This is a genomic window from Pigmentiphaga soli, assembly GCF_039541095.1.
GTDB lineage: Bacteria > Pseudomonadota > Gammaproteobacteria > Burkholderiales > Burkholderiaceae_B > Pigmentiphaga > Pigmentiphaga soli.
The window spans coordinates 25,017-49,965 of the sequence record NZ_BAABFO010000016.1 but is presented as its reverse complement, the minus strand read 5'-3'; the positions used below and the strand labels follow the sequence as shown (position 1 = coordinate 49,965).

39 protein-coding genes are annotated in these 24,949 nt (G+C 67.3%); 6 read left to right on the top strand and 33 right to left on the bottom strand.

Annotated features, from left to right (window positions below; genetic code table 11):
* Positions 1-109: 109 nt before the first annotated feature.
* Positions 110-796, bottom strand: a complete 687-nt coding sequence (locus tag ABD927_RS16265; protein WP_345250887.1) for a c-type cytochrome — start codon at positions 794-796, stop codon at positions 110-112.
* Positions 797-959: 163 nt separating this feature from the next.
* On the opposite strand from ABD927_RS16265, the gene ABD927_RS16260 reads away from it, so the two are divergent.
* Positions 960-1,484 (top strand): gamma carbonic anhydrase family protein, encoded by a 525-nt coding sequence (locus ABD927_RS16260; RefSeq protein WP_345250886.1) that lies wholly within the window; start codon positions 960-962, stop codon positions 1,482-1,484.
* Between the two features lie 79 nt (positions 1,485-1,563).
* Here the strand turns inward: ABD927_RS16260 and azu are convergent, their stop codons facing one another.
* The 4 genes from azu to ABD927_RS16240 form a co-directional block, all read right to left on the bottom strand.
* Positions 1,564-2,019, bottom strand: coding sequence for an azurin (gene azu / locus ABD927_RS16255; RefSeq protein ID WP_345250885.1), 456 nt, complete (start codon positions 2,017-2,019; stop codon positions 1,564-1,566).
* A 54-nt stretch (positions 2,020-2,073) separates the two neighbouring features.
* Positions 2,074-2,655, bottom strand: a complete 582-nt coding sequence (locus tag ABD927_RS16250) for a c-type cytochrome (RefSeq protein ID WP_345250884.1) — start codon at positions 2,653-2,655, stop codon at positions 2,074-2,076.
* Entirely contained in the window at positions 2,642-3,973 is a 1,332-nt protein-coding gene (soxC, locus tag ABD927_RS16245) for a sulfite dehydrogenase (protein ID WP_425570280.1), read from the bottom strand. The genes ABD927_RS16250 and soxC overlap by 14 nt, the downstream gene beginning before the upstream one ends.
* Positions 3,974-4,117: 144 nt before the next feature.
* A complete protein-coding gene (locus tag ABD927_RS16240; RefSeq protein WP_345250882.1) occupies positions 4,118-4,708 on the bottom strand; it encodes a TetR/AcrR family transcriptional regulator in 591 nt (196 codons plus the stop codon).
* Positions 4,709-4,849: 141 nt separating this feature from the next.
* On the opposite strand from ABD927_RS16240, the gene yihA reads away from it, so the two are divergent.
* The 3 genes from yihA to ABD927_RS16225 are packed head-to-tail and all read left to right on the top strand — an operon-like array spanning position 4,850 to position 7,747.
* Entirely contained in the window at positions 4,850-5,473 is a 624-nt protein-coding gene (gene yihA, locus ABD927_RS16235) for a ribosome biogenesis GTP-binding protein YihA/YsxC (RefSeq protein WP_345250881.1), read from the top strand.
* Positions 5,474-5,507: 34 nt separating this feature from the next.
* On the top strand, positions 5,508-6,521 hold the full coding sequence (hemB, locus tag ABD927_RS16230; protein ID WP_345250880.1) for a porphobilinogen synthase: 1,014 nt from the start codon (positions 5,508-5,510) through the stop codon (positions 6,519-6,521).
* A 35-nt stretch (positions 6,522-6,556) separates the two neighbouring features.
* Entirely contained in the window at positions 6,557-7,747 is a 1,191-nt protein-coding gene (locus ABD927_RS16225; protein WP_345250879.1) for a magnesium transporter CorA family protein, read from the top strand.
* Positions 7,748-7,913: 166 nt separating this feature from the next.
* Here ABD927_RS16225 and dsbD read toward each other — a convergent pair whose 3' ends face one another.
* Genes dsbD through nodI form a run of 4 tightly spaced genes read right to left on the bottom strand, consistent with a single transcriptional unit; the run spans position 7,914 to position 12,164 of the window.
* On the bottom strand, positions 7,914-10,052 hold the full coding sequence (dsbD, locus tag ABD927_RS16220; protein WP_345250878.1) for a protein-disulfide reductase DsbD: 2,139 nt from the start codon (positions 10,050-10,052) through the stop codon (positions 7,914-7,916).
* The gene (cutA, locus tag ABD927_RS16215) at positions 10,049-10,378 is read right to left on the bottom strand and encodes a divalent-cation tolerance protein CutA (RefSeq protein ID WP_345250944.1); all 330 of its coding nucleotides are present in this window, start codon (positions 10,376-10,378) and stop codon (positions 10,049-10,051) included. The genes dsbD and cutA overlap by 4 nt, the downstream gene beginning before the upstream one ends.
* An 11-nt stretch (positions 10,379-10,389) precedes the next feature.
* Positions 10,390-11,193, bottom strand: a complete 804-nt coding sequence (locus ABD927_RS16210) for an ABC transporter permease (RefSeq protein WP_345250877.1) — start codon at positions 11,191-11,193, stop codon at positions 10,390-10,392.
* Complete coding sequence (gene nodI, locus ABD927_RS16205; RefSeq protein ID WP_345250876.1) at positions 11,193-12,164, bottom strand: nodulation factor ABC transporter ATP-binding protein NodI; 972 nt, start codon at positions 12,162-12,164, stop codon at positions 11,193-11,195. Before nodI ends, ABD927_RS16210 begins: the two co-directional genes overlap by 1 nt.
* Positions 12,165-12,287: 123 nt before the next feature.
* On the opposite strand from nodI, the gene vapB reads away from it, so the two are divergent.
* Positions 12,288-12,521 carry a type II toxin-antitoxin system VapB family antitoxin gene (vapB, locus tag ABD927_RS16200; RefSeq protein ID WP_345250875.1) on the top strand — a complete coding sequence of 78 codons (234 nt, stop codon included), beginning with the start codon at positions 12,288-12,290 and terminating at the stop codon, positions 12,519-12,521.
* 9 nt (positions 12,522-12,530) lie between these two features.
* The gene (vapC, locus tag ABD927_RS16195; protein ID WP_345250874.1) at positions 12,531-12,938 is read left to right on the top strand and encodes a type II toxin-antitoxin system tRNA(fMet)-specific endonuclease VapC; all 408 of its coding nucleotides are present in this window, start codon (positions 12,531-12,533) and stop codon (positions 12,936-12,938) included.
* A gap of 52 nt (positions 12,939-12,990) precedes the next feature.
* On the opposite strand, the gene rplQ is transcribed toward vapC, so the two are convergent.
* The 24 genes from rplQ to rpsS all read right to left on the bottom strand — a co-directional run bounded on the left by rplQ (position 12,991) and on the right by rpsS (position 24,937).
* Entirely contained in the window at positions 12,991-13,377 is a 387-nt protein-coding gene (gene rplQ, locus ABD927_RS16190) for a 50S ribosomal protein L17 (RefSeq protein ID WP_345250873.1), read from the bottom strand.
* A 229-nt stretch (positions 13,378-13,606) separates the two neighbouring features.
* A complete protein-coding gene (locus ABD927_RS16185) occupies positions 13,607-14,593 on the bottom strand; it encodes a DNA-directed RNA polymerase subunit alpha (protein WP_345250872.1) in 987 nt (328 codons plus the stop codon).
* 243 nt (positions 14,594-14,836) lie between these two features.
* Positions 14,837-15,460, bottom strand: coding sequence for a 30S ribosomal protein S4 (rpsD, locus tag ABD927_RS16180; RefSeq protein ID WP_345250871.1), 624 nt, complete (start codon positions 15,458-15,460; stop codon positions 14,837-14,839).
* A gap of 236 nt (positions 15,461-15,696) precedes the next feature.
* Positions 15,697-16,101: a 30S ribosomal protein S11 gene (gene rpsK / locus ABD927_RS16175; protein ID WP_345250870.1), complete on the bottom strand. Its 405-nt coding sequence runs from the start codon at positions 16,099-16,101 to the stop codon at positions 15,697-15,699.
* A gap of 29 nt (positions 16,102-16,130) precedes the next feature.
* Positions 16,131-16,496 carry a 30S ribosomal protein S13 gene (gene rpsM / locus ABD927_RS16170; RefSeq protein WP_345250869.1) on the bottom strand — a complete coding sequence of 122 codons (366 nt, stop codon included), beginning with the start codon at positions 16,494-16,496 and terminating at the stop codon, positions 16,131-16,133.
* Positions 16,497-16,534: 38 nt separating this feature from the next.
* Complete coding sequence (gene rpmJ, locus ABD927_RS16165; RefSeq protein ID WP_345250868.1) at positions 16,535-16,648, bottom strand: 50S ribosomal protein L36; 114 nt, start codon at positions 16,646-16,648, stop codon at positions 16,535-16,537.
* Between the two features lie 35 nt (positions 16,649-16,683).
* Complete coding sequence (gene infA, locus ABD927_RS16160; RefSeq protein WP_345250867.1) at positions 16,684-16,902, bottom strand: translation initiation factor IF-1; 219 nt, start codon at positions 16,900-16,902, stop codon at positions 16,684-16,686.
* Positions 16,903-16,911: 9 nt separating this feature from the next.
* The gene (gene secY, locus ABD927_RS16155) at positions 16,912-18,240 is read right to left on the bottom strand and encodes a preprotein translocase subunit SecY (RefSeq protein ID WP_345250866.1); all 1,329 of its coding nucleotides are present in this window, start codon (positions 18,238-18,240) and stop codon (positions 16,912-16,914) included.
* A 14-nt stretch (positions 18,241-18,254) separates the two neighbouring features.
* Positions 18,255-18,686: a 50S ribosomal protein L15 gene (gene rplO / locus ABD927_RS16150; RefSeq protein WP_345250865.1), complete on the bottom strand. Its 432-nt coding sequence runs from the start codon at positions 18,684-18,686 to the stop codon at positions 18,255-18,257.
* 9 nt (positions 18,687-18,695) lie between these two features.
* The gene (gene rpmD, locus ABD927_RS16145) at positions 18,696-18,887 is read right to left on the bottom strand and encodes a 50S ribosomal protein L30 (RefSeq protein ID WP_345250864.1); all 192 of its coding nucleotides are present in this window, start codon (positions 18,885-18,887) and stop codon (positions 18,696-18,698) included.
* Positions 18,888-18,890: 3 nt separating this feature from the next.
* Positions 18,891-19,412: a 30S ribosomal protein S5 gene (gene rpsE, locus ABD927_RS16140; RefSeq protein WP_345250863.1), complete on the bottom strand. Its 522-nt coding sequence runs from the start codon at positions 19,410-19,412 to the stop codon at positions 18,891-18,893.
* An 11-nt stretch (positions 19,413-19,423) separates the two neighbouring features.
* Positions 19,424-19,789: a 50S ribosomal protein L18 gene (rplR, locus tag ABD927_RS16135; protein ID WP_345250862.1), complete on the bottom strand. Its 366-nt coding sequence runs from the start codon at positions 19,787-19,789 to the stop codon at positions 19,424-19,426.
* Positions 19,790-19,810: 21 nt separating this feature from the next.
* Entirely contained in the window at positions 19,811-20,344 is a 534-nt protein-coding gene (gene rplF, locus ABD927_RS16130; protein WP_345250861.1) for a 50S ribosomal protein L6, read from the bottom strand.
* A 10-nt stretch (positions 20,345-20,354) separates the two neighbouring features.
* Positions 20,355-20,750, bottom strand: a complete 396-nt coding sequence (gene rpsH / locus ABD927_RS16125; RefSeq protein WP_345250860.1) for a 30S ribosomal protein S8 — start codon at positions 20,748-20,750, stop codon at positions 20,355-20,357.
* 11 nt (positions 20,751-20,761) lie between these two features.
* A complete protein-coding gene (rpsN, locus tag ABD927_RS16120) occupies positions 20,762-21,067 on the bottom strand; it encodes a 30S ribosomal protein S14 (RefSeq protein WP_345250859.1) in 306 nt (101 codons plus the stop codon).
* A gap of 11 nt (positions 21,068-21,078) precedes the next feature.
* Positions 21,079-21,618: a 50S ribosomal protein L5 gene (gene rplE, locus ABD927_RS16115; RefSeq protein WP_345250858.1), complete on the bottom strand. Its 540-nt coding sequence runs from the start codon at positions 21,616-21,618 to the stop codon at positions 21,079-21,081.
* Between the two features lie 15 nt (positions 21,619-21,633).
* Entirely contained in the window at positions 21,634-21,954 is a 321-nt protein-coding gene (rplX, locus tag ABD927_RS16110) for a 50S ribosomal protein L24 (RefSeq protein WP_345250857.1), read from the bottom strand.
* Between the two features lie 10 nt (positions 21,955-21,964).
* On the bottom strand, positions 21,965-22,333 hold the full coding sequence (gene rplN, locus ABD927_RS16105) for a 50S ribosomal protein L14 (RefSeq protein ID WP_345250856.1): 369 nt from the start codon (positions 22,331-22,333) through the stop codon (positions 21,965-21,967).
* 212 nt (positions 22,334-22,545) lie between these two features.
* Positions 22,546-22,818: a 30S ribosomal protein S17 gene (gene rpsQ, locus ABD927_RS16100; RefSeq protein WP_345250855.1), complete on the bottom strand. Its 273-nt coding sequence runs from the start codon at positions 22,816-22,818 to the stop codon at positions 22,546-22,548.
* A gap of 3 nt (positions 22,819-22,821) precedes the next feature.
* The gene (gene rpmC, locus ABD927_RS16095; protein WP_345250854.1) at positions 22,822-23,013 is read right to left on the bottom strand and encodes a 50S ribosomal protein L29; all 192 of its coding nucleotides are present in this window, start codon (positions 23,011-23,013) and stop codon (positions 22,822-22,824) included.
* An 11-nt stretch (positions 23,014-23,024) separates the two neighbouring features.
* Positions 23,025-23,441: a 50S ribosomal protein L16 gene (rplP, locus tag ABD927_RS16090; RefSeq protein ID WP_345250853.1), complete on the bottom strand. Its 417-nt coding sequence runs from the start codon at positions 23,439-23,441 to the stop codon at positions 23,025-23,027.
* Between the two features lie 2 nt (positions 23,442-23,443).
* Positions 23,444-24,319 carry a 30S ribosomal protein S3 gene (rpsC, locus tag ABD927_RS16085; protein ID WP_345250852.1) on the bottom strand — a complete coding sequence of 292 codons (876 nt, stop codon included), beginning with the start codon at positions 24,317-24,319 and terminating at the stop codon, positions 23,444-23,446.
* Between the two features lie 9 nt (positions 24,320-24,328).
* Positions 24,329-24,658 (bottom strand): 50S ribosomal protein L22, encoded by a 330-nt coding sequence (rplV, locus tag ABD927_RS16080; protein WP_345250851.1) that lies wholly within the window; start codon positions 24,656-24,658, stop codon positions 24,329-24,331.
* A gap of 3 nt (positions 24,659-24,661) precedes the next feature.
* A complete protein-coding gene (gene rpsS / locus ABD927_RS16075; protein WP_345250850.1) occupies positions 24,662-24,937 on the bottom strand; it encodes a 30S ribosomal protein S19 in 276 nt (91 codons plus the stop codon).
* Between the last annotated feature and the right edge of the window lie 12 nt (positions 24,938-24,949).

Genomic DNA, 24,949 nt, shown 5'->3' with positions numbered 1-24,949 from the left:
GATGGCGGCGGCCGGCTACCGTGTTTGCGCCGTGGCGCCGGAAAAATGAAAGGGGCGCGGCTGCGCCCCTTCAAAGACCGTTGCCGGCGGCGGTGGTTCCGGCCGGCGGTCAGCGCAGGCCGGCCACGTAGTCGGACACCGCCTTGATCTCTGCATCGGACAGGCGGCCGGCGATGGTGGCCATCGGCGCGTTGTTGTGGCGCGCGCCGCTGCGGAAGGCCACCAGCTGGGCTTCGGTGTACTCGGGGAATTGGCCGCCGATGTGCGGATATTGCGACGGAATGCCGGCGCCGTTGGCGCCGTGGCACGACGCGCAGGCCGGCACGCCCTTGGCGGCCACGCCGCCGCGGTAGATGCGCTGGCCGAGCTCGACCGTGTCCTTGTTCTTGGCCACGGCAGGCTTCAGCGTTTGCGCGCCCAGGTAGGCGGCGATGTTGCGCTTGTCTTCCTCGGTAAGCGGGGCGGCCAGCGCGCTCATGACGGGGCTGGGCCGGTCGGCCGTCTTGGCGCCCTGCTGGACCTGGAAGTTGGTGAGTTGCTTGTAGATGTATTCGGGATGCTGGCCGGCCAGTTTCGGGTTGGCCGCGGCAGCGCTATTGCCGCCCGGGCCATGGCAGCTCGCACAGGCGATGATGTTGCGAGAAGCATCGCCGTTGTTGAACAGCTGGTCGCCCTTGGCGGCATCGACCTTCGGCCTGGCCGGGGCCGCCGCGTCGGCAGCGAGGGACGGAGTAACGGCCGACGCGCCCAGCATCACACCGCTTGCGACCAGCATCAGGGACAGCACATGCTTCATGAACACCTCGACCTAATTTTTCTCGCGCAGGCGGCAACGCTCGCCCCGCCGATTGCCCCGACGCGCAACCGATCCTCCCCGGCTACGTGTCTTCTACGAGTTTTCAGAAAACCTCTTATTATAGCAAGCCCGGTCCGCCGGGTAACCATCGCAGAGGAACACCATGGCCATATACCAGCTGGACGACCTTGTGCCGACCATTCCCGACAGCGCCTACGTGGCCGAAACCGCCACCGTCATCGGCCGGGTGGTGCTGGGCGAGGACGCCAGCGTATGGCATGGCGCGGCCATCCGCGGCGATAACGAAGAGATCCGCCTCGGCCGCGGCAGCAACGTGCAGGAAAACGCAGTGCTACATACCGACCGCGGCTTCCCGCTGCGGATCGGCGACGGCGTCACCGTGGGCCACCAGGCCATGCTGCACGGCTGTACCATCGGCGACGGCTCGCTGGTCGGCATCCAGGCGGTGGTGCTCAACGGCGCGGTGATCGGCCGCGAAAGCCTGGTCGGCGCCGGCGCGGTGGTGACCGAAGGCAAGACCTTCCCCGACCGCTCGCTGATCCTCGGCGCGCCGGCCCGCGTGGCGCGCCAGCTCACCGACGACGACGTGGCCCGCCTGCGCCAGAGCGCCGAAGGCTACGTGCGCCACCAGCGCCACGCGAAGGCAACGTTGAAGCGCATCGGGTAGTAGAGGCCCAGCCGACGACGAAACCCTGTCCAGCGTGGTCGCCCGGCGGGGCGGCGGAAGAAAGCCGGAAAAGTCCGCTTCAGGGCGCCAGCGTGACGGTGCCCTTCATCAGCGCGACGTGGCCCGGGAACGAGCAGAAGAACGCGTACTGCCCGCCCGCCTGCAGCTTGGCGACGTCGAACTCGACGGTATCGCTCTGGCCGCCGCCGATCACCTTGGTGGCGGCGATCACGCGTGCGTCGCCGGGCTTCAGGTAGTTCTTGTCGAGCCCGGCGGCCATGCCGTCGTTGACGATGGGCTGCATGTCGGCCGCCTTCGACAGCACCCAGTTGTGGCCCATCACGTTGCGCGCCATCGTGCCGCTGTGCTTGAGCGTGACCTTGAAGGTCTTGCAGCTCTTGGGAACGCTGATGTCTTTCTTGTCGAACTGCATCTGGTCGTTGCCGGTGATCGTGGCCGAGCAGTCGGCGGCGAGCGCCGCCGCGGGCGCCACCGCGGCGAATGCGGCGGCCAGCAGGAAAGGCTTGAGTTTCATCGAATCATTACTCCGTTATGCCATTGAAAAGCCGCGAGCGTCCAGCTTCGCGGCTCAGCGCTTCGACGCCGAAAGGCAGTGCTCCATACAGCGCACGTTGCGTGCGTCGGGCCTGTCGTCAAGATAGAAGCCATTGCGATTGGGCATCTTGACCGACATCAGCGTCTTGGCGTTTACCTCGGCGTCCGCCGGCAACAGTCCGTTCATGTGCAGGACGTATCCGGTCACGCTGTAGACCTGCTCATTGGTCAGCGACTGCGGGGCCTGAAACGGCATGGCCCGGCGGATGTAGTCGAACAGCGTGGTCGCATAGGGCCAGTAGCTGCCCACCGTCTTGACCGGCTTGTCGGAGGCGAGCGTACCCTGGCCGCCAACCAGCGCCGGGCCGAGCCCGCCCTCCAGCTTCATGCCGTGACACGACACGCACATCGTCTGGTATATCTTCTGCCCCCCGGCGACCGTGCCGCCGCCCTTGGGCAACGCGGTGCCCGACGGATCGACGTCGATGTTCCATCCCGCGATCTCGGCGGCGGTAGGGGCGCGGCCGAGGCCGTCGTAGCCGGCGTGCGCGGTGCACGACAGCATGCAACCCAACGCAATGCCCGCGTAGCGCGCGGTCGTCTTAGCTGCGTCCATTGGTCACCTCCCCGTTCGAAGCGATGCGCCATGGCTGGATGGCGTTGTTGTGATAGAAGGACACCTTGCCGCGGGCGTCGATCAGCTGCTGCAGGGTGGGCTGCACGTAGCCGGTTTCGTCCACCGCCCGGCTCATGATCATGAGTTCTTCGCCATGCCATTCGAATGGCGCCCGGAATGCCGTCAGGGCCTTGCTGAACACCGGGTCCTGCAGCGCCGCCGGCTTCCAGGTATCCCCGCCATCCACCGAAACATCGACGTGAGTGATCTTTCCCCGGCCGCTCCAGGCGATGCCGCGCATCTCGTGCGTGCCCTTGCGCGTCAGCTTGTGGGTACCCGACGGCGAGGTGATCAGCGACTTGCATTCCATCACGAACGAGAACTGCCGCGCCCGGCCGTCCGCCATCAGATCGGTATATTTGGCCGTTTCCTCCCGGGTATGGCCGGGCGCCTCGGTAACGTGCAGGCGGCGCAGCCATTTGATGTTCATGTTGCCTTCGTAGCCCGGCACAAGAAGGCGCAGCGGATAGCCCTGTTCCGGGCGCAGGCGCTCGCCGTTCTGGCTGTATGCGAGCATCGCGTCATCCAGGCACTTCTCGATCGGAATGCTGCGCGTCATCGACGCGCCATCGGCGCCTTCGGCCACGATCCATTTCGCATTCTTGTGCAGGCCCACGCGCTGCAGGATGGTCTTCAGCGGCACGCCGGTCCATTGCGCGCAGCTCACCAATCCCGCCACCTCGGCCGCGGTCTTGCCGTAGGGCGGCAGGAACGAGGGATTGCCCGAGCATTCCAGGAAGTAGATGTGGGACTCGCTCGGAAACTGGCGGATCTCCTCCATATCGAATATCAGGGGCCGTTCGACGAGGCCGTGCACCATCAGCCGATGCTGGGCGGGATCGATTTGCGGCACGCCGGCATGGTGCCGCTCGTAAAAAAGGCCGTTCGGGGTGATCGAACCGTCGAGTTCCTGCAGGGGGCTGGTACTGTAGGCCGACATCGGCTCCGTCAGCCCCGGGTACAGCCGCCGGATCGCGTCTTTCTCGAACTTCGACGGCATGCCGTAGGGCGACGCCGTCGGCGCGCCGAGCGAACGCTCCCACTCGGGCACGTTGGGCGGCAGGTTCGCGGCGCCGGCCGCAGGCGCCGGCGTATTCTGGGCCGCGGCGCCTTCGCCCGGCACCAGCGATGCCAGTGCAGTCGTCGCCAGGGCGCCGCCCTGGGCCAGGAAGCGCCGGCGGGCCGGCGCCGCGCCGTTAGCGGACCCGCCTGGCCTGGCGGGCAAGGAGGGTTTGCCGAAGTGATCATTGGCACCCATGTTCTTCTCCTGTTGTGGCTGGATTCCGGTGTCGAACCGCCCGGCCCTGACAGACCGAACGGTCGGTCGAGTGTACGACCAACGATCAGTGATGCCTAGTCGACATTGCCCTGCCATCGAATCAAGGGCTCACACCGCAGCGATTCAGCCGGTGATGGTGGCTGCCTTCACGATACCGCGAAAGACTTCCCGGGCGTCGTCGACACAGCCGGGCCGGCTCGGGTCCAGCCACAGGTAGCTGTAATAGTGCATGCCCAGCAGCGCCTTCAGGCGCGCGCGCGAAAACGGCAGAAACACGCCGGCTCGCTGGCCCTCCAGCAGCGTCTCTTTCCAGACGTTCTCATACGCGGCGTGCAGGGCGAGCACTCTTTTCCGCCGTTCGGCGCCCAGCGCATGGGTTTCGCGGAAGCACACGGCCAATTCCGCGCGGCTGGCGGCGATCACATCGATGAGCTCGCTGCCCAGCCGCTCCAGGCGGCGCACCGGGTCGGGCTCTTCGGCCGCCGCAAGGCGAGCCTTCTCGCCCAGATCCGCCATGTAGCGCATGCAGATATCCTCCAGCAGATCCTCCTTGCTGCGGATATGGTGGTACAACGCGCCGCGGCTGACCCCCAGGGCACGGCACAGGTCCTCGATGCCGATGCCGTGATAGCCGCGCTCGGCGAACAGCCGCGCCGCCGCCTTGAGGATTTTCTCCTTTGGCGCGGAAGTGTTCGGGGCGGCCGACGCTGTCATCGATGCTTTTCGGAAGGGAGTCAGGGGAGATCCGGATTCTATCGGACTGCGGCCGATACACAGCGCCGCCCGCGGCCCCCCGCTGGAGCGGAGCCGTACAATAGGCTACTGCCATCCGGCGCCTCCCCTCGCCCGCCTCTTGTGTCGATTCTCCATCAAGTCCGCTTCACCACGTCGGCCGCACGGCTCGACCAGTTGCCGCCGCCCGGCCCGGCCGAAGTCTGCTTCGTCGGCCGCTCCAACGCCGGCAAGTCGTCCGCGATCAACGTGTTGACGCAGCAGCGCCGGCTGGCCTTCTCCAGCAAGACGCCGGGCCGCACGCGGCTGATCAATATGTTCGGCATCCCCGACCGGCTCGACCCCGAGCAGGACATCGGCTACCTGGTCGACCTGCCCGGCTACGGCTACGCGTCGGTCGCGCGCGAAGACCAGAGCAAATGGGCCGACGTGCTGGGCGGCTACCTGCGCAGCCGCGCGTCGCTGGCCGGCGTGGTGCTGCTGATCGACATCCGCCGCGGCGTGACCGAGCTGGACCGCAAGCTGTCCGAATGGCTGGCGCCCACCGGCACGCCGGTGCTGGCCCTGCTGACCAAGGCCGACAAGCTGCCCTACGGCCAGCGGATCAAGGCCCAGGCCGCCGTCAGGAAGGAACTGGCGGCCATCGGCGCGCTGACCACGGTGCCGTTTTCGGCCACGCACCGGATCGGCATCGAAGAAGCCGCGGCGCACATCGAAAACTGGATCCTCCCCAAGGTGGCGCCATGAGCGCGCACGGGGGCGGCCTCTTCCGGAGCCCTTCATGAGCCAACACGAAGTATTCGCCGATTTCCCCGCCGGACGCCCGCGCCGGCTGCGCCGCGACGATTTCACGCGCCGCCTGGTGCGCGAGAACCGCCTGGCGGCCGACGACCTGATCTACCCGGTGTTCGTGGCCGAAGGCAGCGGCCTGCGCCAGCCGGTGCCTTCCATGCCCGGCGTCGAGCGCTACAGCCTGGACACCCTGCTGCCGGTGGCCGAGCAATGCGTGGAGCTGGGCATCCCGGTGCTCGCGCTGTTTCCGGTGATCGACCCGGCGCTGAAAACCCCCGACGGCGTGGCCGCCACGCACGCCGACGGCCTGATCCCGCGCGTGGTGGGAGAGCTCAAGCGGCGCTTCCCGCAACTGGGCGTGATGACCGACGTGGCGCTCGATCCCTACACCAGCCACGGCCAGGACGGCGTGATCGACGACGACGGCTACGTCATCAACGAGATCACGACCGAGATCCTGGTCCGGCAGGCGCTGACCCAGGCCGCGGCCGGCGTCGACATCGTCGCCCCCAGCGACATGATGGACGGCCGCATCGGCGCGATCCGCACCGCGCTCGAAGGCGCGGGCCACATCCACACCCGCATCATGGCCTACTCGGCCAAGTACGCCAGCGCCTTCTACGGCCCGTTCCGCGACGCCGTCGGCTCGGCCGCCAACCTGGGCAAGTCCAACAAGGCGGCCTACCAGATGGACCCGGGCAACATCGACGAGGCGCTGCGCGAGGTCGCGCTCGACCTGCGCGAGGGTGCCGACATGGTCATGGTCAAGCCGGGCATGCCCTATCTGGACGTGCTGCGCCGGGTGAAGGACACCTTCCGCGTGCCGACCTTCGCCTACCAGGTCAGCGGTGAATACGCGATGCTGAAGGCGGCCGCCGCCAACGGCTGGCTCGACCACGACCGGGTGGTGATGGAATCGCTGCTGGCCTTCAAGCGCGCCGGCGCCGACGGCGTGCTCACCTATTTCGCGCTCGACGCCGCCCGCATGCTGCGCGCCGGCTGACGCTCTCTTTCGCTACGCAACGCAGACGCGCGACCATGGACGTATTGTGGATCTCCGAACCGGGCGTGCCGCGCCCGGCCCAGCCCTCGTTCCGCGCCGAGGGCGGCTTCCTGTGGCTGGACAGCCCGGCAGAGGAATTGATCGCCAATCCGGAGGCGTGGCGCGACACGGTGGAGCGGCTGGCCGGCATCCGGCTGCATGACCTGCACCTGCAGGACGCCGCCAACCCGGCCCATCCGTCCTACTTCGACAATACCGTCAGCTACGAGATGATCGTGTTCCGGCGCCTGGTCAACGACCTGCGCGACTTCTCGGCGCCGGGCGCCGGCGCGGCAGGCGGGGCGCTGACCAGCCTCGATACGCAGCCGGTGACGTTCTTCGTGCTGCCGCGCGCGCTGGTTACCGTCCGCCACGGCGCCAGCGCCACCTGCGACGACATGAAGCGCCGGCTGGCGAGCCTGCAGCAGCCCGGGGCGCCGGGCGATGCCGTGGCCGAGCTGCGGGCGCGGGGCATGGGCGGGATCGGCGGCCTGGGCCGCACGCCCGCCGGGCCGGCCGAGCTGATGCTGCGGCTGCTCAACGGCCTGGTGGACCGCTACCTGGCGCTGCGGCAGCCGCTCACGCGCCACCTGGACCGCTGGCAGCGCGAACTGCTGAATCCCAGCGGGCGCTTCCGCAACTGGCTGGCGCTGCTGGACGCGCGCATCGTGCTGCGGCGGCTCGAAGACATCTGCGAAGAGCAATACGACGCGCTGGGCGAGCTGCGCGACGCCACGCTGGACCGCGACGAAGGCTCTGCCGGTTCGGGCGCCTTCGACGTGCGCTCCGACACGCTGCTGCTGCGGCTCAACGACGTGATGGAACATGTGTCGCGGGTGCTGAACCACGCGCGCCGCATGGAATCGTCGGTGGAAACGGCGGTGCAGCTGCATTTCTCCGCCACCGCCCACCGCACCAACGAGATCATGCGGATCCTGACGGTCGTCACCGTCATCTTCATGCCTTTGACGCTGGTAACCGGCATCTTCGGCATGAACTTCGAAGACATGCCCATGCTGCGCGACCGTGGCGCCTTCTGGTGGACCATCGCCGGCATGGTTGCGCTGGCGCTGGCGCTATGGAGCTGGTTCTCGGCCCGGCGCTTCCTGGAAACGCGGCCCTACCGGGTGGCGGAGGCGCTGGCGCGCAAGGCCCTGCTGCGCAACACCCCCGACCGGGAAGAATAACCCCCTACGCGCTTCGCGCGCCCCCCAGGGGGCGACACCGGCGGACCGGAGGGAAAGCCCACCCCCGCGCGCTTCGCGCACCCCCTCAAGGGGGCGACGCTGGCGGACCGGCGGAGCCGGATCCGCGGCGTCCTGGGGATGGCGGTGGGTTCGTGCGGTGTGGGGCTCAGCCGCCTACTAGCACCTTGTCGAGCGTTTCGGCGAAGCGGGCGGGGCCCTGGTAGCCGATCACGCGCGCGCCGGCGATCGGACGGCCGCCCGGCTCGAAAAAGACGATGCCGGGCGGGCCGAACAGGCGAAAGCGCTTCAGCAGCGCGCGGTCATCGGCATTGTTGGCCGTGACGTCGGCCTGCACGAGGCGAAGACGCGCCAGCCGCTGCGCCACCTCCGGCCTGGGGAAGGTCAGCCGCTCCATTTCCTTGCACGACACGCACCAGTCGGCATAGAAGTCGAGCATCACGGGACGGTCGCTGGCGGCCAGCAATGCGTCGAGCTCGGCCACCGTGCGGATGCGCTGGAAGACCGGGCGGCCGTCCGTCGGGGCGCGGGCGGATGGCGCCGACGCCGGGCCGGCATTGCCCGGCATGCCGGGCGCGGAAGACTCGCCTGGCGCCCCCAATGGGTTGGATGCCGCCGGCGCGCCGATCAACGGCGGCGAACCCGGCGCGCCCGGCGGCATGTCGATCCCTCCGGCCGGCTGCGGGCCGCCGAAGCGGGCGGCCAGGTCGGCGGCCGCCGGCGCCGCCGACATTGCCGGCGGCGGCGCGCCCGCATCGGCCTGCCAAGGCGACGCAGCTTCCGCGGCGCCCCCGGACGGCGCTCCGCCGGCTTCGGCCAGTCCGTCCATCCGGCCGCCGGGCGCCAGATGCGCCAGCGGCTGCAGCGGATCGTCGCCGCCGCTGGCCAGCCCGACCGCCTGCAGCACGCCGGCCAGCGCCAGCAACATGCCGAACCCTTTGAGCACCAGCCGGCCGGGGCGGGCATCGCCCGGCAGCGAATCGAAGGCGCGCAGCAGCGCCGCGGCCACCACGGCCAACGCCGCCCAGCCGGCCATCTGCACCCAGCCCGGCAGCACCGGCGCCAGCATCCACCACGCCACCGCGAACAGCAGCATGCCGAAGAAACGCTTGACGCCGTCCATCCACGGCCCGGCCTTGGGCAGCAGCGCGCCGGCCGAGGCGCCCGCCGCCAGCAGCGGCACGCCCATGCCCCAGGCCAGCGCGAACAAGGCCAACGCCCCCAGCGCCACGTCGCCCGTCTGCGAGATGTACAACAGCGCGCCGGCCAGCGGCGCCGCCACGCAGGGGCCGACGATCAAGGCCGACACCGCCCCCATTCCCAGCGCGCCGGCCGCGCGGCCGCCCGGCAGGCGGGCGGCGCGGGCCGACAGCGCGCCCTGCCACGAGGCCGGCAACTGCAGCGTGAAAACGTCGAACATGGCCAGCGCCAGCACCGCCAGCAAGGCCGCGAACAGGCCCAGCACCCACGGCGTCTGCAGCGACGCCGCCAGGCTGACGCCGCTCAGCCCCGCCAGCACGCCGGCGACGGTGTAGACCACCGACATGCCCGCCACGTACAGCGCCGCCAGCCCCAGCCCGCGCAGCCGCGGCCGCGCGGCCGCCGACGTGTCGCCGGCGACGATGGCCGACAGGATCGGCACCATGGGCAGCACGCAAGGCGTGAGCGACAGCAGGATGCCGAGCGCGAAGAAAACCAGCACCGTCTGCGCCACGCTGCCGCCCGACAGCATGTCGGCCAGGCCGACGTCATCGGCCTTGAACAGCCCCGTCCAGCCGCCGGCGCCGCTGTCGACCCGCAGCTCGCCGCCCGCCGCCGACGCCGGCACGATGCGGGCGCGATACTGCGTAGGCGGATAGCACAGCCCCGCATCGGCGCAGCCCTGCCCGGTGGCGATCAGGGCGAACGCCGGCGCGCCGGCCGGCACCGGGATGCGGATGGCGACCGTATCGCGATAGGTCTCGACTTCCTTCTGGAAGGTCTGGTCGAACTTCACATGCCCGGGCGGAATGGCCGGCTCGCCCAGTTCGATGCCCGCCGGCTCGGTGGCGAAGCGGAATTGCTCGCGGTACATGTAGTAGCCGGGCGCGATGCGCCAGTTCAGCTCCACCATGTCGGGCCCGACGGCGTGGGCCTCGAAGTGGAAAGCCTGCTCGGGCGGCAGGAAATCCGGGTCGGCCGCGTGCCCGGCGCGCGGCAGCGCCAGGCAGGCCGCCGCCAGCCACGCGGCCAGCAGCCACGCCAGCCAGCGGCAGGCATTCTGTGATTCGATACGTGCGGACTTCACTCTTTCACTTCCTGTCGGACCCACTCCAGGTAGGCGGGCAACCCGTCTACTGCCGGCAGCGCCAAGGCCTCGGGCACGTCGTACGGATGCAGTTCCGCCAGGGCCTGCATCAACGCCTGCCGGCGGGCCGCGGTGGTCTTGATCCACAGCGGGAACTCCTGCGCCTGCTCGATCGCGCCCTGCCAGCGATACACGGACCACACCGGCGCGCCGACGTTCACGCAGGCCGCCAGCCGGCGTTCGACCAGGGCCTGCGCGATGCGGCGGGCGGTCGCCTCGTCGGGCGCGGTACTGGCCACCAGCAGCACGGCATCGTCTTCCATTATCCGCCTCCGCGTCAACGCAAAAGCCGGCGCCGCATCAGCGCGGTCGCCAGCCAGGCCGCCGCCAGCGCGGTAGCGGCCAGTTGCAGCACATTCAGCCAGGGGTGCTCGGGCAGCCGGCCCAGCACCAGCGGCCGCACCAGTTCGATCGCCGGCGCCAGCGGCAGCCAGCGCAGCGCGCCCACCAGCGCAGCCGGCAGCTGGGTCACCGGAAAGAACACGCCCGACAGGAACACCATCGGCGTCACTACCAGCGTGAAGTAGTACAGGAAGAAATCGAAGCCTTTGGCGATGGCCGTCACCACCAGCGCCAGCGACGCGAACGTGACGGCCAGCAGGACCAGCACCAGCGGCACCCACAGCAGCGTCTGCTCGCGCGACACGCCCAGCAGCGCCACCACCAGCAGGATGGCCAGCCCGCTTTTCATGCTCTTGGCGCCCGCCCACAGGATCTCGGCCGCCACCACGTCATCCAGCGACAGCGGGGTGTTCAGCATCGCATCCCAGGTGCGCTGCAAGTGCAGCCGCGAGAACGCGCTGTAGGTGGCCTCGAAGGTGGCCGCGTACAGCGCGCCCATGCAGATCGAGCCGGCCGACAGGAAGGTGATGTAGGGGGCGCCGTCGATGCCCGGCAGCAGGCTGCCCAGGCCGAAGCCCAGCGCCAGCAGCGCCACCATCGGGTCCATCACGTCGCCCAGCACGGTGGTGATGGCGGTCTTGCGCCAGACCAGGAAGTGGCGGCGCAGGATGGGGATGCTGCCGCGGCCCGGGCGCGGCGGGCCCCAGGGAGAACGGAGCCGGGAAGGGGCGGCGGCCATCACGACTCCTCGCGCAGGTCGCGCCCGGCGATGCGCAGGAACAGGTCTTCCAGGTTGGCCGGCCGGTGTAGGTAGCGCAGCCCGCGGCGGTCGCGCAGGCTGGCGATGACGGGGTCGGGCGTGTCGGTGTAGCAGAACACGGTCTCGCCGCTGACCTCGATGCGGCCGGGCAGCCGCGGCCGGTTCTCGGCCAGCCAGCCGGCCGCGCCGTCGCCGTAGACCTCGACCACCTCGGCCTCCACGTGGCGCGCGATCAGTTCCTGCGGCGAGCCCTCGGCGATCGCGCGGCCGCGGTCGACCACGATCAGCCGGTCGCACAGGCGCTCGGCCTCGTCCATGAAATGCGTGGTCAGCAGGATGGTCTTGCCTTGCGCCAGCAGCGCCTTCAGCCGCTCCCAGATCAGGTGGCGCGCCTGCGGATCGAGCCCGGTGGTGGGCTCGTCCATCACGATCAGGTCGGGGTCGTTGACCAGCGCGCGCGCCAGCGTCAGGCGCCGCTTCATGCCGCCCGACAGCTCGCCGATGCGCGCGCGGCGCTTGGCCGACAGCGACGCGAATTCCAGCAGGCCCGGGATCCGCTGGCGGATCTCGGCGTCGCGCAGGCCGAAATAGCGGCCGAACACCAGCAGGTTCTCTTCCACGGTGAAGTCGGGATCGAGATTGTCCATCTGCGGCACCACGCCGATGCGGGCCCGGGCCTGCGGCGCCTGGGCCGGGATGTCGCGGTCCAGCACGCGGATCCGTCCGCCGTCGATCGGCGTCAGCCCGAGCAGCGCGCGCAGCGTGGTGGTCTTGCCCGCGCCGTTGGGCCCCAGCAGGCCGAAACACTCGCCGCGCGCGATCTCGAACGACAGGCCGTCGACGATCTGGCGGTCGCCATAACGTTTGTCGAGCCGTTCTACCCGCAGGGCGGGGCCGGCACCCGGGGGCGCCAAGGGCCGCGGCCCGGTGCGCAGCGAAGTGGTTGTCATGCCGGAATAGTACCCCGGACGGCCCGGCCGCCCGGGGTGCCATGTCAAGCGGGGCGCACGCCTTGCGCACACCCATACGCATGTATATAGTTAATGTATATAGCACCGGCAACGGAGGAAATCATGGCGATCAGCACCGTGTTCACCAACAACCGCACCCAGGCCGTCAGGCTTCCTGCCGAGTCGCGCTTTCCGGCGCATGTGAAAAAGGTAACGGTACGCACCGTGGGCGTGGAGCGCATCATCGCGCCCGCCGAATCGACCTGGGACAGCTTCTTCCTTGGCGAAAACGCCGCCACCGAAGACTTCATGGCGGAACGCGCCAGCCAGCATCAGGACGAGCGCGAAGCCCTGTAGCCAGAAGCCATGCTGCGCTATCTGCTGGATACCAATATCGCCATTTACGTCATCAAGCGCCGGCCTGTCTCGGTGCTGCATAGGTTCAACCAGCAGCACGAACGCATGGCGCTCTCTGTCATCACGCTGGCGGAATTGCTGCACGGGGCCGAGAAAAGCAGCGACCCGCCGCGCAACCTGAGGGTGGTGGAAGATTTCTGCAGCCGCCTCGTAATCCTGCCCTATGACATGGACGCCGCCGCCCACTACGGCGACATCCGCGCCGCGCTCGAAAGGCAGGGCCGGCCCATCGGCGTGAACGATCTGCACATCGCCGGCCATGCCCGCAGCCGCGGGCTGACACTGGTCAGCAACAAGCTGCGCGAGTTCGAGCGGGTGCCCGGCCTGCTGCTCGAGAACTGGATTCCGGATGCCTGAAAAGCAAAGGCCGGCATGAGCCGGCCTTCGTTGCGATACGCGGTGCGATGCCTTATTCGGCGTCGGCGGCCTCGGCCGGATCGGCGCGGTCGACCAGTTCCATGTAGGCCATCGGGGCGTTGTCGCCCTGGCGGAAGCCCATCTTCAGGATGCGGGTGTAGCCGCCGTTGCGGGCGGCGAAGCGGGGGCCGATGTCGCCGAACAGCTTGACCACCACGTCGCGGTCGCGCAGGCGGGCGAAGGCCAGGCGCTTGTTAGCCAGCGTGGGTTCCTTGCCCAGGGTGATCAGCGGCTCGACGATGCGGCGCAGTTCCTTGGCCTTGGGCACGGTGGTCTTGATGGCTTCGTGGGTCAGCAGCGACACGGCCATGTTGCGGAACATGGCGAGGCGGTGGCTGCTGGTGCGGTTCAGTTTACGGAGACCGTGACGGTGACGCATGATGCTTTCCTTTCGAATCTAGGTGCGGGGGATTCCGCGGGTTGTCCAGCTCTTCTATCGGCCTGCCCTCATGGACAGATCGCGGGCCGGTGGAATCAAAATCTCAATCCAAGGCACAGCGGATCCGGCTCCGCCGGTCCGCCAGTGCCGCCCCCTTGAGGGGGCGCGCGAAGCGCGTAGGGGGTGGCCTCCCCCGGGGCGCGCGAAGCGCGTAGGGGGTGGGCTTCCCTCAGGGACGCTCGAGGCCCAGGGGCGGCCAGTTTTCCAGCTTCATGCCGAGCGTGAGGCCGCGCGCGGCCAGGACTTCCTTGATCTCGTTGAGCGACTTGCGGCCCAGGTTCGGGGTCTTGAGCAGTTCGTTCTCGGTACGCTGGATCAGGTCGCCGATGTAGTAGATGTTCTCGGCCTTCAGGCAGTTGGCCGAACGCACCGTCAGTTCCAGATCGTCGACCGGGCGCAGCAGGATCGGATCGATCTGCGGCGTGCCGCGGGCCGGCGCCTCGATGGTTTCGGTCGAGCCTTCCAGCGCGGCGAACACCGACAGCTGGTCCATCAGGATGCGGGCCGACTGGCGCACCGCTTCTTCCGGCGAGATCACGCCGTTGGTTTCGATGTCGAGCACCAGCTTGTCGAGGTCGGTGCGCTGTTCCACGCGGGCGCTCTCGACCGTGTAGCTGACGCGGCGGATCGGGCTGTACGAGGCGTCGAGCACGATGCGGCCCACGGTGCGGGCGTGGTCGTCGGCGAAGCTGCGCAGGTTGCCCGGCACGTAGCCGCGGCCCTTCTCGACCTTGAGCTGCATTTCCAGGCGGCCGTTGTCGGTCAGGTGCGCGATCACGTGGTTCGGGTTGATGATCTCGACGTCGTGCGACAGTTCGATGTCGCCGGCGGTAACCACGCCCGGGCCTTGCTTGCGCAGCGTCAGCGCGACTTCGTCGCGGTTGTGCAGCTTGAACACGACGCCCTTCAGGTTCAGCAGGATGTCGACCACGTCTTCGCGCACGCCGTCGATGGCGGAGTACTCGTGCACGACGCCGGTGATCTGCACTTCGGTCGGCGCGTAGCCGGCCATCGAAGAGAGCAGGATGCGGCGCAGCGCGTTGCCGAGCGTGTGGCCGTAGCCTCGCTCGAAGGGCTCCATGATCACCTTGGCGTGATTGGCCCCGATGCTTTCGACATCGATGTTGCGCGGCTTGAGAAATGCGGCATTAGCCATGATTGATTTCCTTATCAATACCCTCGGCTCGTTACACCGATAAGGCTGGTGGAAAAAGCGCTCTGAAGCGCGGTGCTGCAAGGTACTGCTTCATCCAGGATGCGGCGGATCCGGCTTCGCCGGTCCGCCCGCATCGCCCCCTTGAGGGGGTGCGGCCACAGGCCGCGCGGGGGTGGATCTCCCTTCCGGTCCGCTCGCATCGCCCCCTGGGGGGCGCGCGTAAGCGCGTAGGGGGGCCTTCTATCAGCGGGAATAGAGTTCCACGACCATCGATTCGTTGATGTCGCGGGCGACATCGGCGCGGTCGGGCGCCTGCTTGAAGGTGCCTTCCAGCTTGGTGGTGTCGACGCTGACCCACTGCGGCATGCCCTGGCTGGAGGCCAGTTGCAGCGATTCCTGGATGCGGGCCTGCTTCTTGGCCTTTTCGCGCACCGTGATGATGTCGCCCGCCTTGACCAGAATCGACGGCACGTTGGCGGTGTGGCCGTTCAGCGCCAGCGCCTTGTGGCTGACCAGCTGGCGCGCTTCAGCGCGGGTCGAGCCGAAGCCCATGCGGTACACCACATTGTCGAGGCGCGATTCGAGCAGCTGGATCAGGTTTTCGCCCGTGTTGCCCTTGCGGCGCTCGGCTTCCTCGAAGTACTTGCGGAACTGCTTCTCCAGCACGCCGTACATGCGCTTGAGCTTTTGCTTCTCGCGCAGCTGCAGGCCGTAGTCGGAGGTACGCGAGCCGGAGGTGCGGCCGTGCTGGCCGGGCTTGCTTTCCAGCTTGCACTTGGAATCGAGCGAACGGCGGGCGCTCTTCAGGAAGAGGTCCGTGCCTTCGCGGCGGGACAGCTTGCACTTGGGACCGATATAACGTGCCACGATGAATCCTTTCTCTGTCGGGCCGCACGGCGAATGCCGGCGGCGAGGAGTCTGCCTTTGCTATGACGTTGCCGGATGGCAAACGGGCAGACGCTGATACTTCAATCGAAAACTACGGCAAAACCACAGAACCCAACTCTCCGCATCCCGCCGCCCCATCCAGAGTGCCACCGATCCGGCTCCGCCGGTCGGTCGGCACTGCCCCCTGGGGGGCGCGCGTAAGCGCGTAGGGGGGGTCAAATCCTCCGGCGCTTCGGGGGGCGGCAGCCGTTGTGGGGCACCGGCGTGATGTCCGCGATGCTCGAAATCTTGATGCCCAGCGCATTCAGCGCGCGCACCGACGATTCGCGGCCGGGGCCGGGGCCCTTGATCCGCACTTCGAGCGTCTTGATGCCGTATTCCAGCGCCACCCGGCCGGCCGATTCGGCAGCCACCTGCGCGGCGAACGGCGTGGACTTGCGCGAGCCCTTGAAGCCCGCGCCGCCCGACGTCGCCCACGACAGCGCGTTGCCCTGGCGGTCGGTGATGGTGATGATGGTGTTGTTGAAGGACGCATGGACGTGCGCAATGCCGTCCGACACGCTCTTCTTGACTTTCTTGCGAACACGCTGCGAAGCGTTGTTGTTCGGGGATTTCGCCATTTCTGGATCCTTGAGCGGCGGTCAGCCGTTTATTTCTTGAGCGACGCGGCGGCGCGACGCGGACCCTTGCGGGTACGGGCATTGGTGCGGGTACGCTGGCCGCGCACCGGCAGGCCGCGCTTGTGGCGCAGGCCGCGATAGGAGCCCAGGTCGATCAGGCGCTTGATCGACAGCTGGATTTCGCGGCGCAGGTCGCCTTCGACCGTGAAGACGTTCACGTGCTCGCGAATGCGCTCGAGCTCGGCGTCGTTCAGGTCCTTGACCTTCTTGTCGGCGGGCACACCGGCGGCTTCGCAGATTTTGCGCGCGCGGGTGGAGCCGATGCCGAAGATCGCCGTCAGACCGATCACGGTGTGCTGATGCGGCGGAATGTTGATGCCAGCGATACGGGCCATAACGTTTCCTTGAATACCTTGTTAGGGGTGAGCGCGGCTCAGCCCTGACGTTGCTTGTGGCGCGGATCGGTGCAGATGACGCGCACCACGCCCTTGCGCTTGATGATCTTGCAGTTGCGGCAGATCTGCTTTACTGATGCCATTACTTTCATGTTGGACTCCTAGTCTTTCAGCCGGCGGGCCGGGCTCATTTCGAGCGGAATACGATTCTGGCCCGCGACAGATCGTAGGGCGTCAGTTCGACGGTTACACGATCCCCCGGCAGAATCCGGATGTAATTCATCCGCATCTTTCCCGAGATATGTCCAAGCACGATATGGCCATTCTCGAGCTTTACGCGGAACGTCGCATTGGGCAAGTTTTCCAAGACCTCGCCCTGCATCTGGATAACGTCGTCTTTGGACATACATTCTCGTCAACGCACCGGTAGATTATTGCCCTTGAAGTTGGCCTTCTTGAGCAGCGAATCGTACTGGTGCGACATCACGTAGGCCTGCACCTGAGCCATGAAATCCATCGTGACCACCACGATGATCAGCAGCGACGTACCGCCGAAATAGAACGGCACGTTCCACCGCAGAACCAGGAATTCCGGCAGCAGGCAGACCAGCGTGATGTAGATCGCGCCCGAGAAGGTCAGCCGCATCAGGATCCGGTCGATGTACCGCGCCGTCTGCTCGCCCGGACGGATGCCCGGCACGAACGCTCCGCTCTTCTTCAGGTTGTCGGCGGTCTCGCGGCTGTTGAACACGAGCGCCGTGTAGAAGAAGCAGAAGAAAACGATCGCGATGGCATACAACGTGATGTAGAGCGGCTGCCCCGGCGACAACGCGCCGGCGATGTCGCGCAGCCAGCGCGTGCCTTCCCCGCTCGAGAACCACGTGGCGACCGTGGCCGGGAACAGGATGATCGACGACGCGAAGATCGGCGGGATCACGCCGGCCATGTTCAGCTTCAGCGGCAGGTGCGAGCTTTGCCCGCCGTACACGCGATTGCCGACCTGGCGCTTGGCGTAGTTGACGACGATCTTGCGCTGGCCGCGCTCGACGAACACGACGAAGGCCGTGACCAGCGCCACCAGCACGATGATGAACAGCGCCGTCAGCACCGACATCGCTCCGGTGTTGACCAGCTCGAACAGCCCCGCGATGGCGTGCGGCAGCCCCGCCGCGATGCCCGAGAAGATGATGATCGAGATGCCGTTGCCCAGCCCGCGCTCGGTGATCTGCTCGCCCAGCCACATCAGGAACATGGTGCCGGTGACCAGCGAAATCATCGTCGTGATGCGGAACACGAAGCCCGGGTCGATCACCAGCCCGGGCTGGGATTCCAGCACGGTGGCGATGCTCACCGCCTGCACGATGGCCAGCGCCAGCGTGCCGTAGCGGGTGTACTGCGTGATCTTGCGCCGCCCGGCCTCGCCTTCCTTCTTGATCGCTTCCAGCGACGGCACGATGACCGTCATCAGCTGCATGATGATCGATGCCGAGATGTACGGCATGATCCCCAGCGCGAAGATCGAGAAGCGCGAAAGCGCGCCGCCCGAGAACATGTTGAACAGGCCCAGGATGCCGCCCGAGTTCTGGTTGAACAGGGACGCGAGCTGGACCGGATCGATGCCCGGGACGGGGATGTGCGTACCGATCCGGTACACCACCAGGGCGAGCAGCAGGAAGACCAGCCGGCGCTTCAGGTCGCCGAACTTGCCGCCGGTCTTGCCCAGTGCTGCGTTCGCGGTTGCCAAAGCCTAGCCCCTGCTCAGGCCAGCGAGCCGCCGGCGGCCTCGATCGCCGCCTTGGCGCCCGCCGTGGCGGACAGCCCCTTCAGCGACACCTTGCGCGACAGTTCGCCCGACTTGATCACCTTGACGTAGCGCACCGGCTGGCCGACCACGCCGGCCTGCTTGAGCGCCTGCACGTCGATGTCGTCGACGGGCAGGGCCTGCAGGTCGGACAGGCGGACCTCGGCGTACAGGTGCTGGCCGAGCGGCTTGAAGCCACGCTTGGGCAGGCGGCGCTGCAGCGGCATCTGGCCGCCCTCGAAGCCGACCTTGTGGAAGCCGCCCGAACGCGACTTCTGGCCCTTGTGGCCGCGGCCGGCGGTCTTGCCGAGGCCGGAGCCGATGCCACGGCCCACGCGGCGCTTGGCGTGCTTGCTGCCGGGACCCGGCTTGAGCGTATTGAGTTGCATGTCAGTTCCTCACGCTTCCGCGACCGTGACCAGGTAGGCCACCTTGCGGATCATTCCGCGCACTTCCGGCGTGTCGACCAGGACGCGGCTGCTGTTGACGCCGCGCAGGCCCAGGCCGCGCACCGTGGCGCGATGCGACTCGGGCGTCCCGATGGGGGAGCGCACCAGCGTCACCTTGACGTTCTTGCTTGCGTTTGCCATGGCTTACCCCAGGATCTCTTCGACCGTCTTGCCGCGCTTGGCGGCGATGTCGGCCGGGGTCGAGCTGTTGCGCAGGCCGTTCAGGGTCGCGCGCACCAGGTTGTACGGGTTGGTGGAGCCGAGGCTCTTGGCCACCACGTTGCGCACGCCCAGCACGTCGAAGATCGCGCGCATCGGGCCGCCGGCGATCACGCCGGTACCTTCGACCGCGGGCGAGATCAGCACCGTCGAGGCGCCGTGCTTGCCGACCACCACGTGATGCAGCGTGCCGTTCTTGAGCGGCACCTTGATCATCTTGCGGCGGGCTTCTTCCATCGCCTTCTGCACCGCGACCGGCACTTCGCGCGACTTGCCCTTGCCCATGCCGACGCGGCCATCGCCGTCGCCGACCACCGTCAGCGCCGCGAAACCGAGGATACGGCCGCCCTTGACGACCTTGGTGACGCGGTTGACCGCGATCATCTTTTCGCGAAGACCGTCGTCGCGCTCCTCAGCCGCAGCGTTCTTGCCTTGCATCTTGGCCATATGATCCTCGCTTAAAACTTCAGGCCGGCTTCACGCGCGGCGTCGGCCAGCGCCTTGACGCGGCCGTGATAGCGGAAACCGCTGCGATCGAACGCGACGGTCTCGATGCCGGCAGCCTTGGCCTTCTCGGCCACGCGCTTGCCCACCAGGGTGGCGGCGGCGACGTTGCCGCCCTTGCCCTCGGTGCCCGCCAGCTGCTGGCGCACTTCCGGCTCCAGCGTGGAGGCGCTGACCAGCACCGCGTCGCCTTCCGGCGAAATGATGTTTGCGTAGATGTGCAGATTCGAGCGGAACACCGACAGGCGATGCACGCGCAACTCGGCGATCTTCCGGCGGGTTGGCACCGCGCGACGCAAACGAGCTTGCTTCTTATCCATGATTCGTCCTTGCCAGCGGCCTTATTTCTTCTTGGTCTCTTTGATGACGACCTTCTCGCCGGCGTAGCGCACGCCCTTGCCCTTGTAGGGCTCGGGGGAGCGATAAGCGCGGATCTCGGCCGCCACCTGTCCGACGCGCTGCTTGTCGGACCCCTTGAGAACCACTTCGGTCTGGCTCGGGCACTCGACCTTCACGCCGGCGGGCATCGCGTGCACGATGTCGTGCGAGAAGCCCAGCTGCAGCTTGACCGAGTCGCCCTGCGCCTGCGCGCGGTAACCCACGCCGACCAGCGTCAGGCGGCGCTCGAAGCCCTTGCTGACGCCGGTGACCATGTTGGCCACCAGGGCGCGCACGGTGCCCGACATGGCCTTCGCCTCGCGGCTTTCGTCGGCGGCGGCGAAGGTGAGCTGGTTGGCGCTCTGTTCGATCTTCACGTGGCCGGTCAGCGGCTGCACCAGCGTGCCCAGCGGGCCCTTGACGGTGATCTGCTCGGGCGCGATCGTGGCCTCGACGCCTTTCGGCAGCTCGACCGGATACTTGGCGATGCGTGACATCTCGCGCTCCTTAGGCCACGTAGCAGAGGACTTCGCCGCCCACGCCGGTGGCGCGGGCCTTGCGGTCGGTCATCACGCCACGCGAGGTGGAAACGATCGCCACGCCCAGGCCGTTGAGCACCTGGGGAATGGCGTTGCGGCCCTTGTAGATGCGCAGGCCGGGCTTCGACACGCGTTCGATGCGCTCGATGACCGGGCGGCCGGCGTAGTACTTCAGGTTGATGACGAGTTCGGGCTTGCCGTCGTTGGCCTGCACTTCGAAACCGTCGATATAGCCCTCGTCCTTCAGCACGGTGGCGATGGCCACCTTCAGCTTGGAGGAGGGCATGGTCACGGTCGACTTGTCGACGCGTTGCGCATTGCGGATGCGCGTCAGCATATCGGCGATCGGATCGCTCATGCTCATGTTTGGTTCTCCTACCAGCTGGCCTTGGTCATGCCCGGCACTTCGCCGCGCATGGCCATCTCGCGCAGCTTGTTGCGCGCGAGACCGAACTTGCTGAACACGCCGCGGGGGCGGCCCGTGACCGCGCAGCGGTTGCGCTGGCGGGTGGGGTTGGCGTTGCGGGGCAGCTGCTGAATCTTCAGCCGCGCCTGGTAGCGCTCTTCGTCGGACTTGGAAGCGTCGTCGACGATCGCCTGCAGCGCGGCGCGCTTGGCGGCGAACTTGTTCGCCAGCTTGACGCGCTTGACGTTGCGATTGATGAGTGAAAGCTTGGCCATCTACTCCACCCTTAGTTGCGGAACGGGAAGCGGAACGCCGACAGCAGCGCCTTGGCTTCATCGTCGGTTTTTGCCGTGGTCGTGATGCTGATGTTCAGCCCACGAAGCGTGTCGATCTTGTCGTACTCGATCTCGGGAAAGATGATCTGTTCTTTCACGCCGATGTTGTAGTTGCCGCGGCCGTCGAAGGCGCGGCCCGACACGCCGCGGAAATCGCGCACGCGCGGCAGCGCGACGCTGATCAGGCGATCGAGGAATTCATACATGCGCGCGCCGCGCAGGGTGACCATGCAGCCGATCGGGTAGTCCTGACGGATCTTGAAACCGGCGATGGCCTTGCGCGACTTGGTCACGACGGGCTTCTGGCCGGCGATCTTGGTCAGGTCGCCGGTGGCGTGCTCGATGACCTTCTTGTCGGCGACCGCTTCCGAGACACCCATGTTCAGGGTGATCTTGGTGATGCGCGGCACCTGCATGACGCTCTTGTATTCGAACTTCTTGATCAGGTCGGCAACGACCTGGTCGCGGTAGAAATCTTGGAGACGTGCCATTTTCGTGGTCCCCGCTTACGCCTTGGCGCCGACGGCTTCGCCGTTGGACCGGAAGACGCGAACGTTCTTGCCGTCGACCTGCTTGACGCCCACGCGGTCGGCCTTGCCGGTCGCGGGGTTGTAGATCGCCACGTTGGACACGTGGATAGGCATGGTCTTGTCGATGATGCCGCCCGGCTGGTTGGCCATGGGGTTCGGCTTCACGTTTTTCTTGACGACATTGATGCCCTCGACCACGACGTGGTCGGCGTCGACGCGGCTCAGCACCACGCCACGCTTGGACTTGTCTTTGCCGGTCAGGACGATGACTTCGTCGCCCTTGCGGATCTTGTTCATCGTCGGCTCCTTACAGCACTTCCGGGGCCAGCGACACGATCTTCATGAAGCGCTCCGTGCGCAGTTCGCGCGTGACGGGGCCGAAGATGCGGGTGCCGATGGGCTCGAGCTTGGCGTTCAGCAGCACGGCGGCGTTGCCGCCGAAGCGGATCAGCGAGCCGTCGCGGCGGCGCACGCCCTTGGCGGTGCGGACCACCACGGCGTTGTAGATCTCGCCCTTCTTGACGCGACCGCGCGGCGCGGCGTCCTTGACGCTGACCTTGATCACGTCGCCGATGCCGGCATAGCGGCGCTTGGAGCCGCCGAGCACCTTGATGCACATGACCGAGCGCGCACCGGTGTTGTCGGCCACGCCCAGCGTGGATTGCATTTGAATCATGGGTTTACCCTATTCCAACTTAACCCGAACGACCCGGCAAAAGCCGCCGAGCCTTCCGATCAGTTTTGGTCCCGTCAGGCAACGCGGCTGCTGCCGCCCTGCCCTGGGTTGAAATTCCGAGAGGTGAGCCGGAGATTCTAACCGGCAAACCGACTACATGGCAAGGCCTTTCCCGAAGGAAAGGCCCTGTGGTACCCGTGAGACGCCGTGGATCAGATGATCCGGGCCGCCTCGAGCAGACGGACGACGGACCAGGCCTTGGTCTTGGAAACCGGACGGGTTTCCGCGATCTCGACCAGGTCGCCGGCCTTGTACTGGTTGGTCTCGTCGTGCGCGTGGTACTTGTTGGACCGGACCACGATCTTGCCGTACAGCGGATGCTTGACCCGGCGTTCGACCAGGACCGTCACGGTCTTGTCCATCTTGTCGCTGACCACGCGGCCCGTCAGGGTGCGGGTCAGCTTCGCTTGAGTGGTTTCGCTCATCTGTTACTTCCCGGCCTTCTCGCGCAGCACGGTCCGCACGCGCGCGATATCGCGGCGCACCTTGCCGAGCTGGCTGGTGTTGGAAAGCTGCTGGGTGGCCAGCTGCATGCGCAGGCTGAACTGCGCCTTCAGCAGACCTTCGAGCTCTTTGTTGAGCTCGGCAGCGTCCTTCGAACGGAATTCGCTCGCTTTCATTGCTATTCCCCTTACGCGCCGATGTGACGCGCAACGAAGACGGTCGAGATCGGCAGCTTGGCCGCGGCTAGGCGGAACGCCTCGCGGGCCAGGACTTCGTTGACGCCGTCCATTTCGTACAGGACCTTGCCCGGCTGGATCTCGGCCACCCAGTACTCCGGATTGCCCTTGCCGTTACCCATCCGCACTTCGGCCGGCTTCTGCGAAATCGGCTTGTCGGGGAAGACGCGGATCCAGATCCGGCCGCCACGCTTGATGTGGCGGCTGATCGCGCGGCGCGCGGCCTCGATCTGGCGGGCGGTGAGGCGGCCGCGGCCGGTGGCCTTCAGGCCGAACTCGCCGAACGACACGTTCGCGCCACGCGTGGCCAGGCCCGTGTTGCGGCCTTTCTGTTCCTTGCGGTATTTCCTGCGTGCTGGCTGCAGCATGCTTATTCTCCGTCTTTGGCAGGCGCGGCGCCGGCGGGCGCGGCGTCAGCCGGCTTGCGCGGGGCGCCACGGCGCGCGCCACCCTCGGGGGCGGCAGCGGCCGCCTCGCCTTCGGGGCGGCGGCCGCCGCGGCCACGGCCGGGACCGCCGGGGCGGTTGCCCGGGCGATCGCCACGGTCATTGCGCGGGCCGCGGCGCGGCTTGCGCTCTTCGTCCTTGGTCGCTTCCGGCGCGGCCGCCAGTTCGGCCGAGCCCAGGGTGTCGCCCTTGTAGACCCAGACCTTGATGCCGATCAGGCCGTACGTGGTGCCGGCTTCCGAGGTGCCGTAGTCGATGTTGGCGCGCAGGGTGTGCAGCGGCACGCGGCCCTCGCGATACCATTCTGTCCGGGCGATCTCGATGCCGTTCAGGCGGCCGGCGCTCATGATCTTGATGCCTTGCGCGCCCAGGCGCATCGCGTTCTGCATGGCGCGCTTCATCGCGCGGCGGAACATGATGCGCTTTTCCAGCTGCTGCGAGATCGAATCGGCGATCAGCTGCGCGTCGATTTCCGGCTTGCGGATCTCTTCGATGTTGACGTGCACCGGCACGCCCATCAGGCGCTGCAGGTCGGACTTGAGGATTTCGATGTCCTCGCCCTTCTTGCCGATCACCACGCCCGGCCGCGCCGAGTACACCGTGACGCGCGCGTTCTTGGCCGGCCGTTCGATCACGACGCGGCCCACCGAGGCGCCCTTGAGCTTCTTCTTCAGATACTCGCGGACCTTGATGTCTTCGGCAAGCATGCCGGAGTAGGCCGAGCCGCTCGCGAACCAGCGCGACGCCCAGTTGCGGCTGACCGAGAGACGGAACCCGGTCGGATGAATCTTCTGTCCCATCGTGGCTCCTTAGCTGCCGACCGTGACCACGATGTGGCAGGTCTGCTTCTCGATCTTGACGCCGCGGCCCTTGGCGCGCGCGTCGAAACGCTTCAGCGAGGCGCCCTTGTCGACGGTGATGGCCTTGACCTTCAGTTCGTCGATGTCGGCGCCGTCGTTGTGCTCGGCGTTGGCGATGGCGGACTCGACCGCCTTCTTGATGATGTCGGCGGACTTCTTCGGCGAGAACGTCAGGATGCTGAGCGCCTGGGACACGGGCTTGCCGCGGACCAGATCCGCCACCAGGCGGGCCTTCTGGGCCGAGACGCGCACGCCCCGTACTTTCGCAGTGGTTGCCATCGCTTACCTCTTGGCCTTCTTGTCGGCGGCGTGACCCTTGAACGTGCGGGTCAGCGCGAATTCGCCGAGTTTGTGACCGACCATGTTCTCGTTCACATAAACGGGAACATGCTGGCGACCGTTGTGCACCGCGATCGTCAGCCCGATGAATTCGGGCAGGATCGTGGAACGACGCGACCAGGTCTTGATCGGCCTCTTGTCTTTTCCGGCCGTCGCCGTCTCGACCTTCTTCAGAAGGTGCAGATCGACGAACGGGCCTTTCTTGATCGAACGTGACATGGCTCGCCTCGC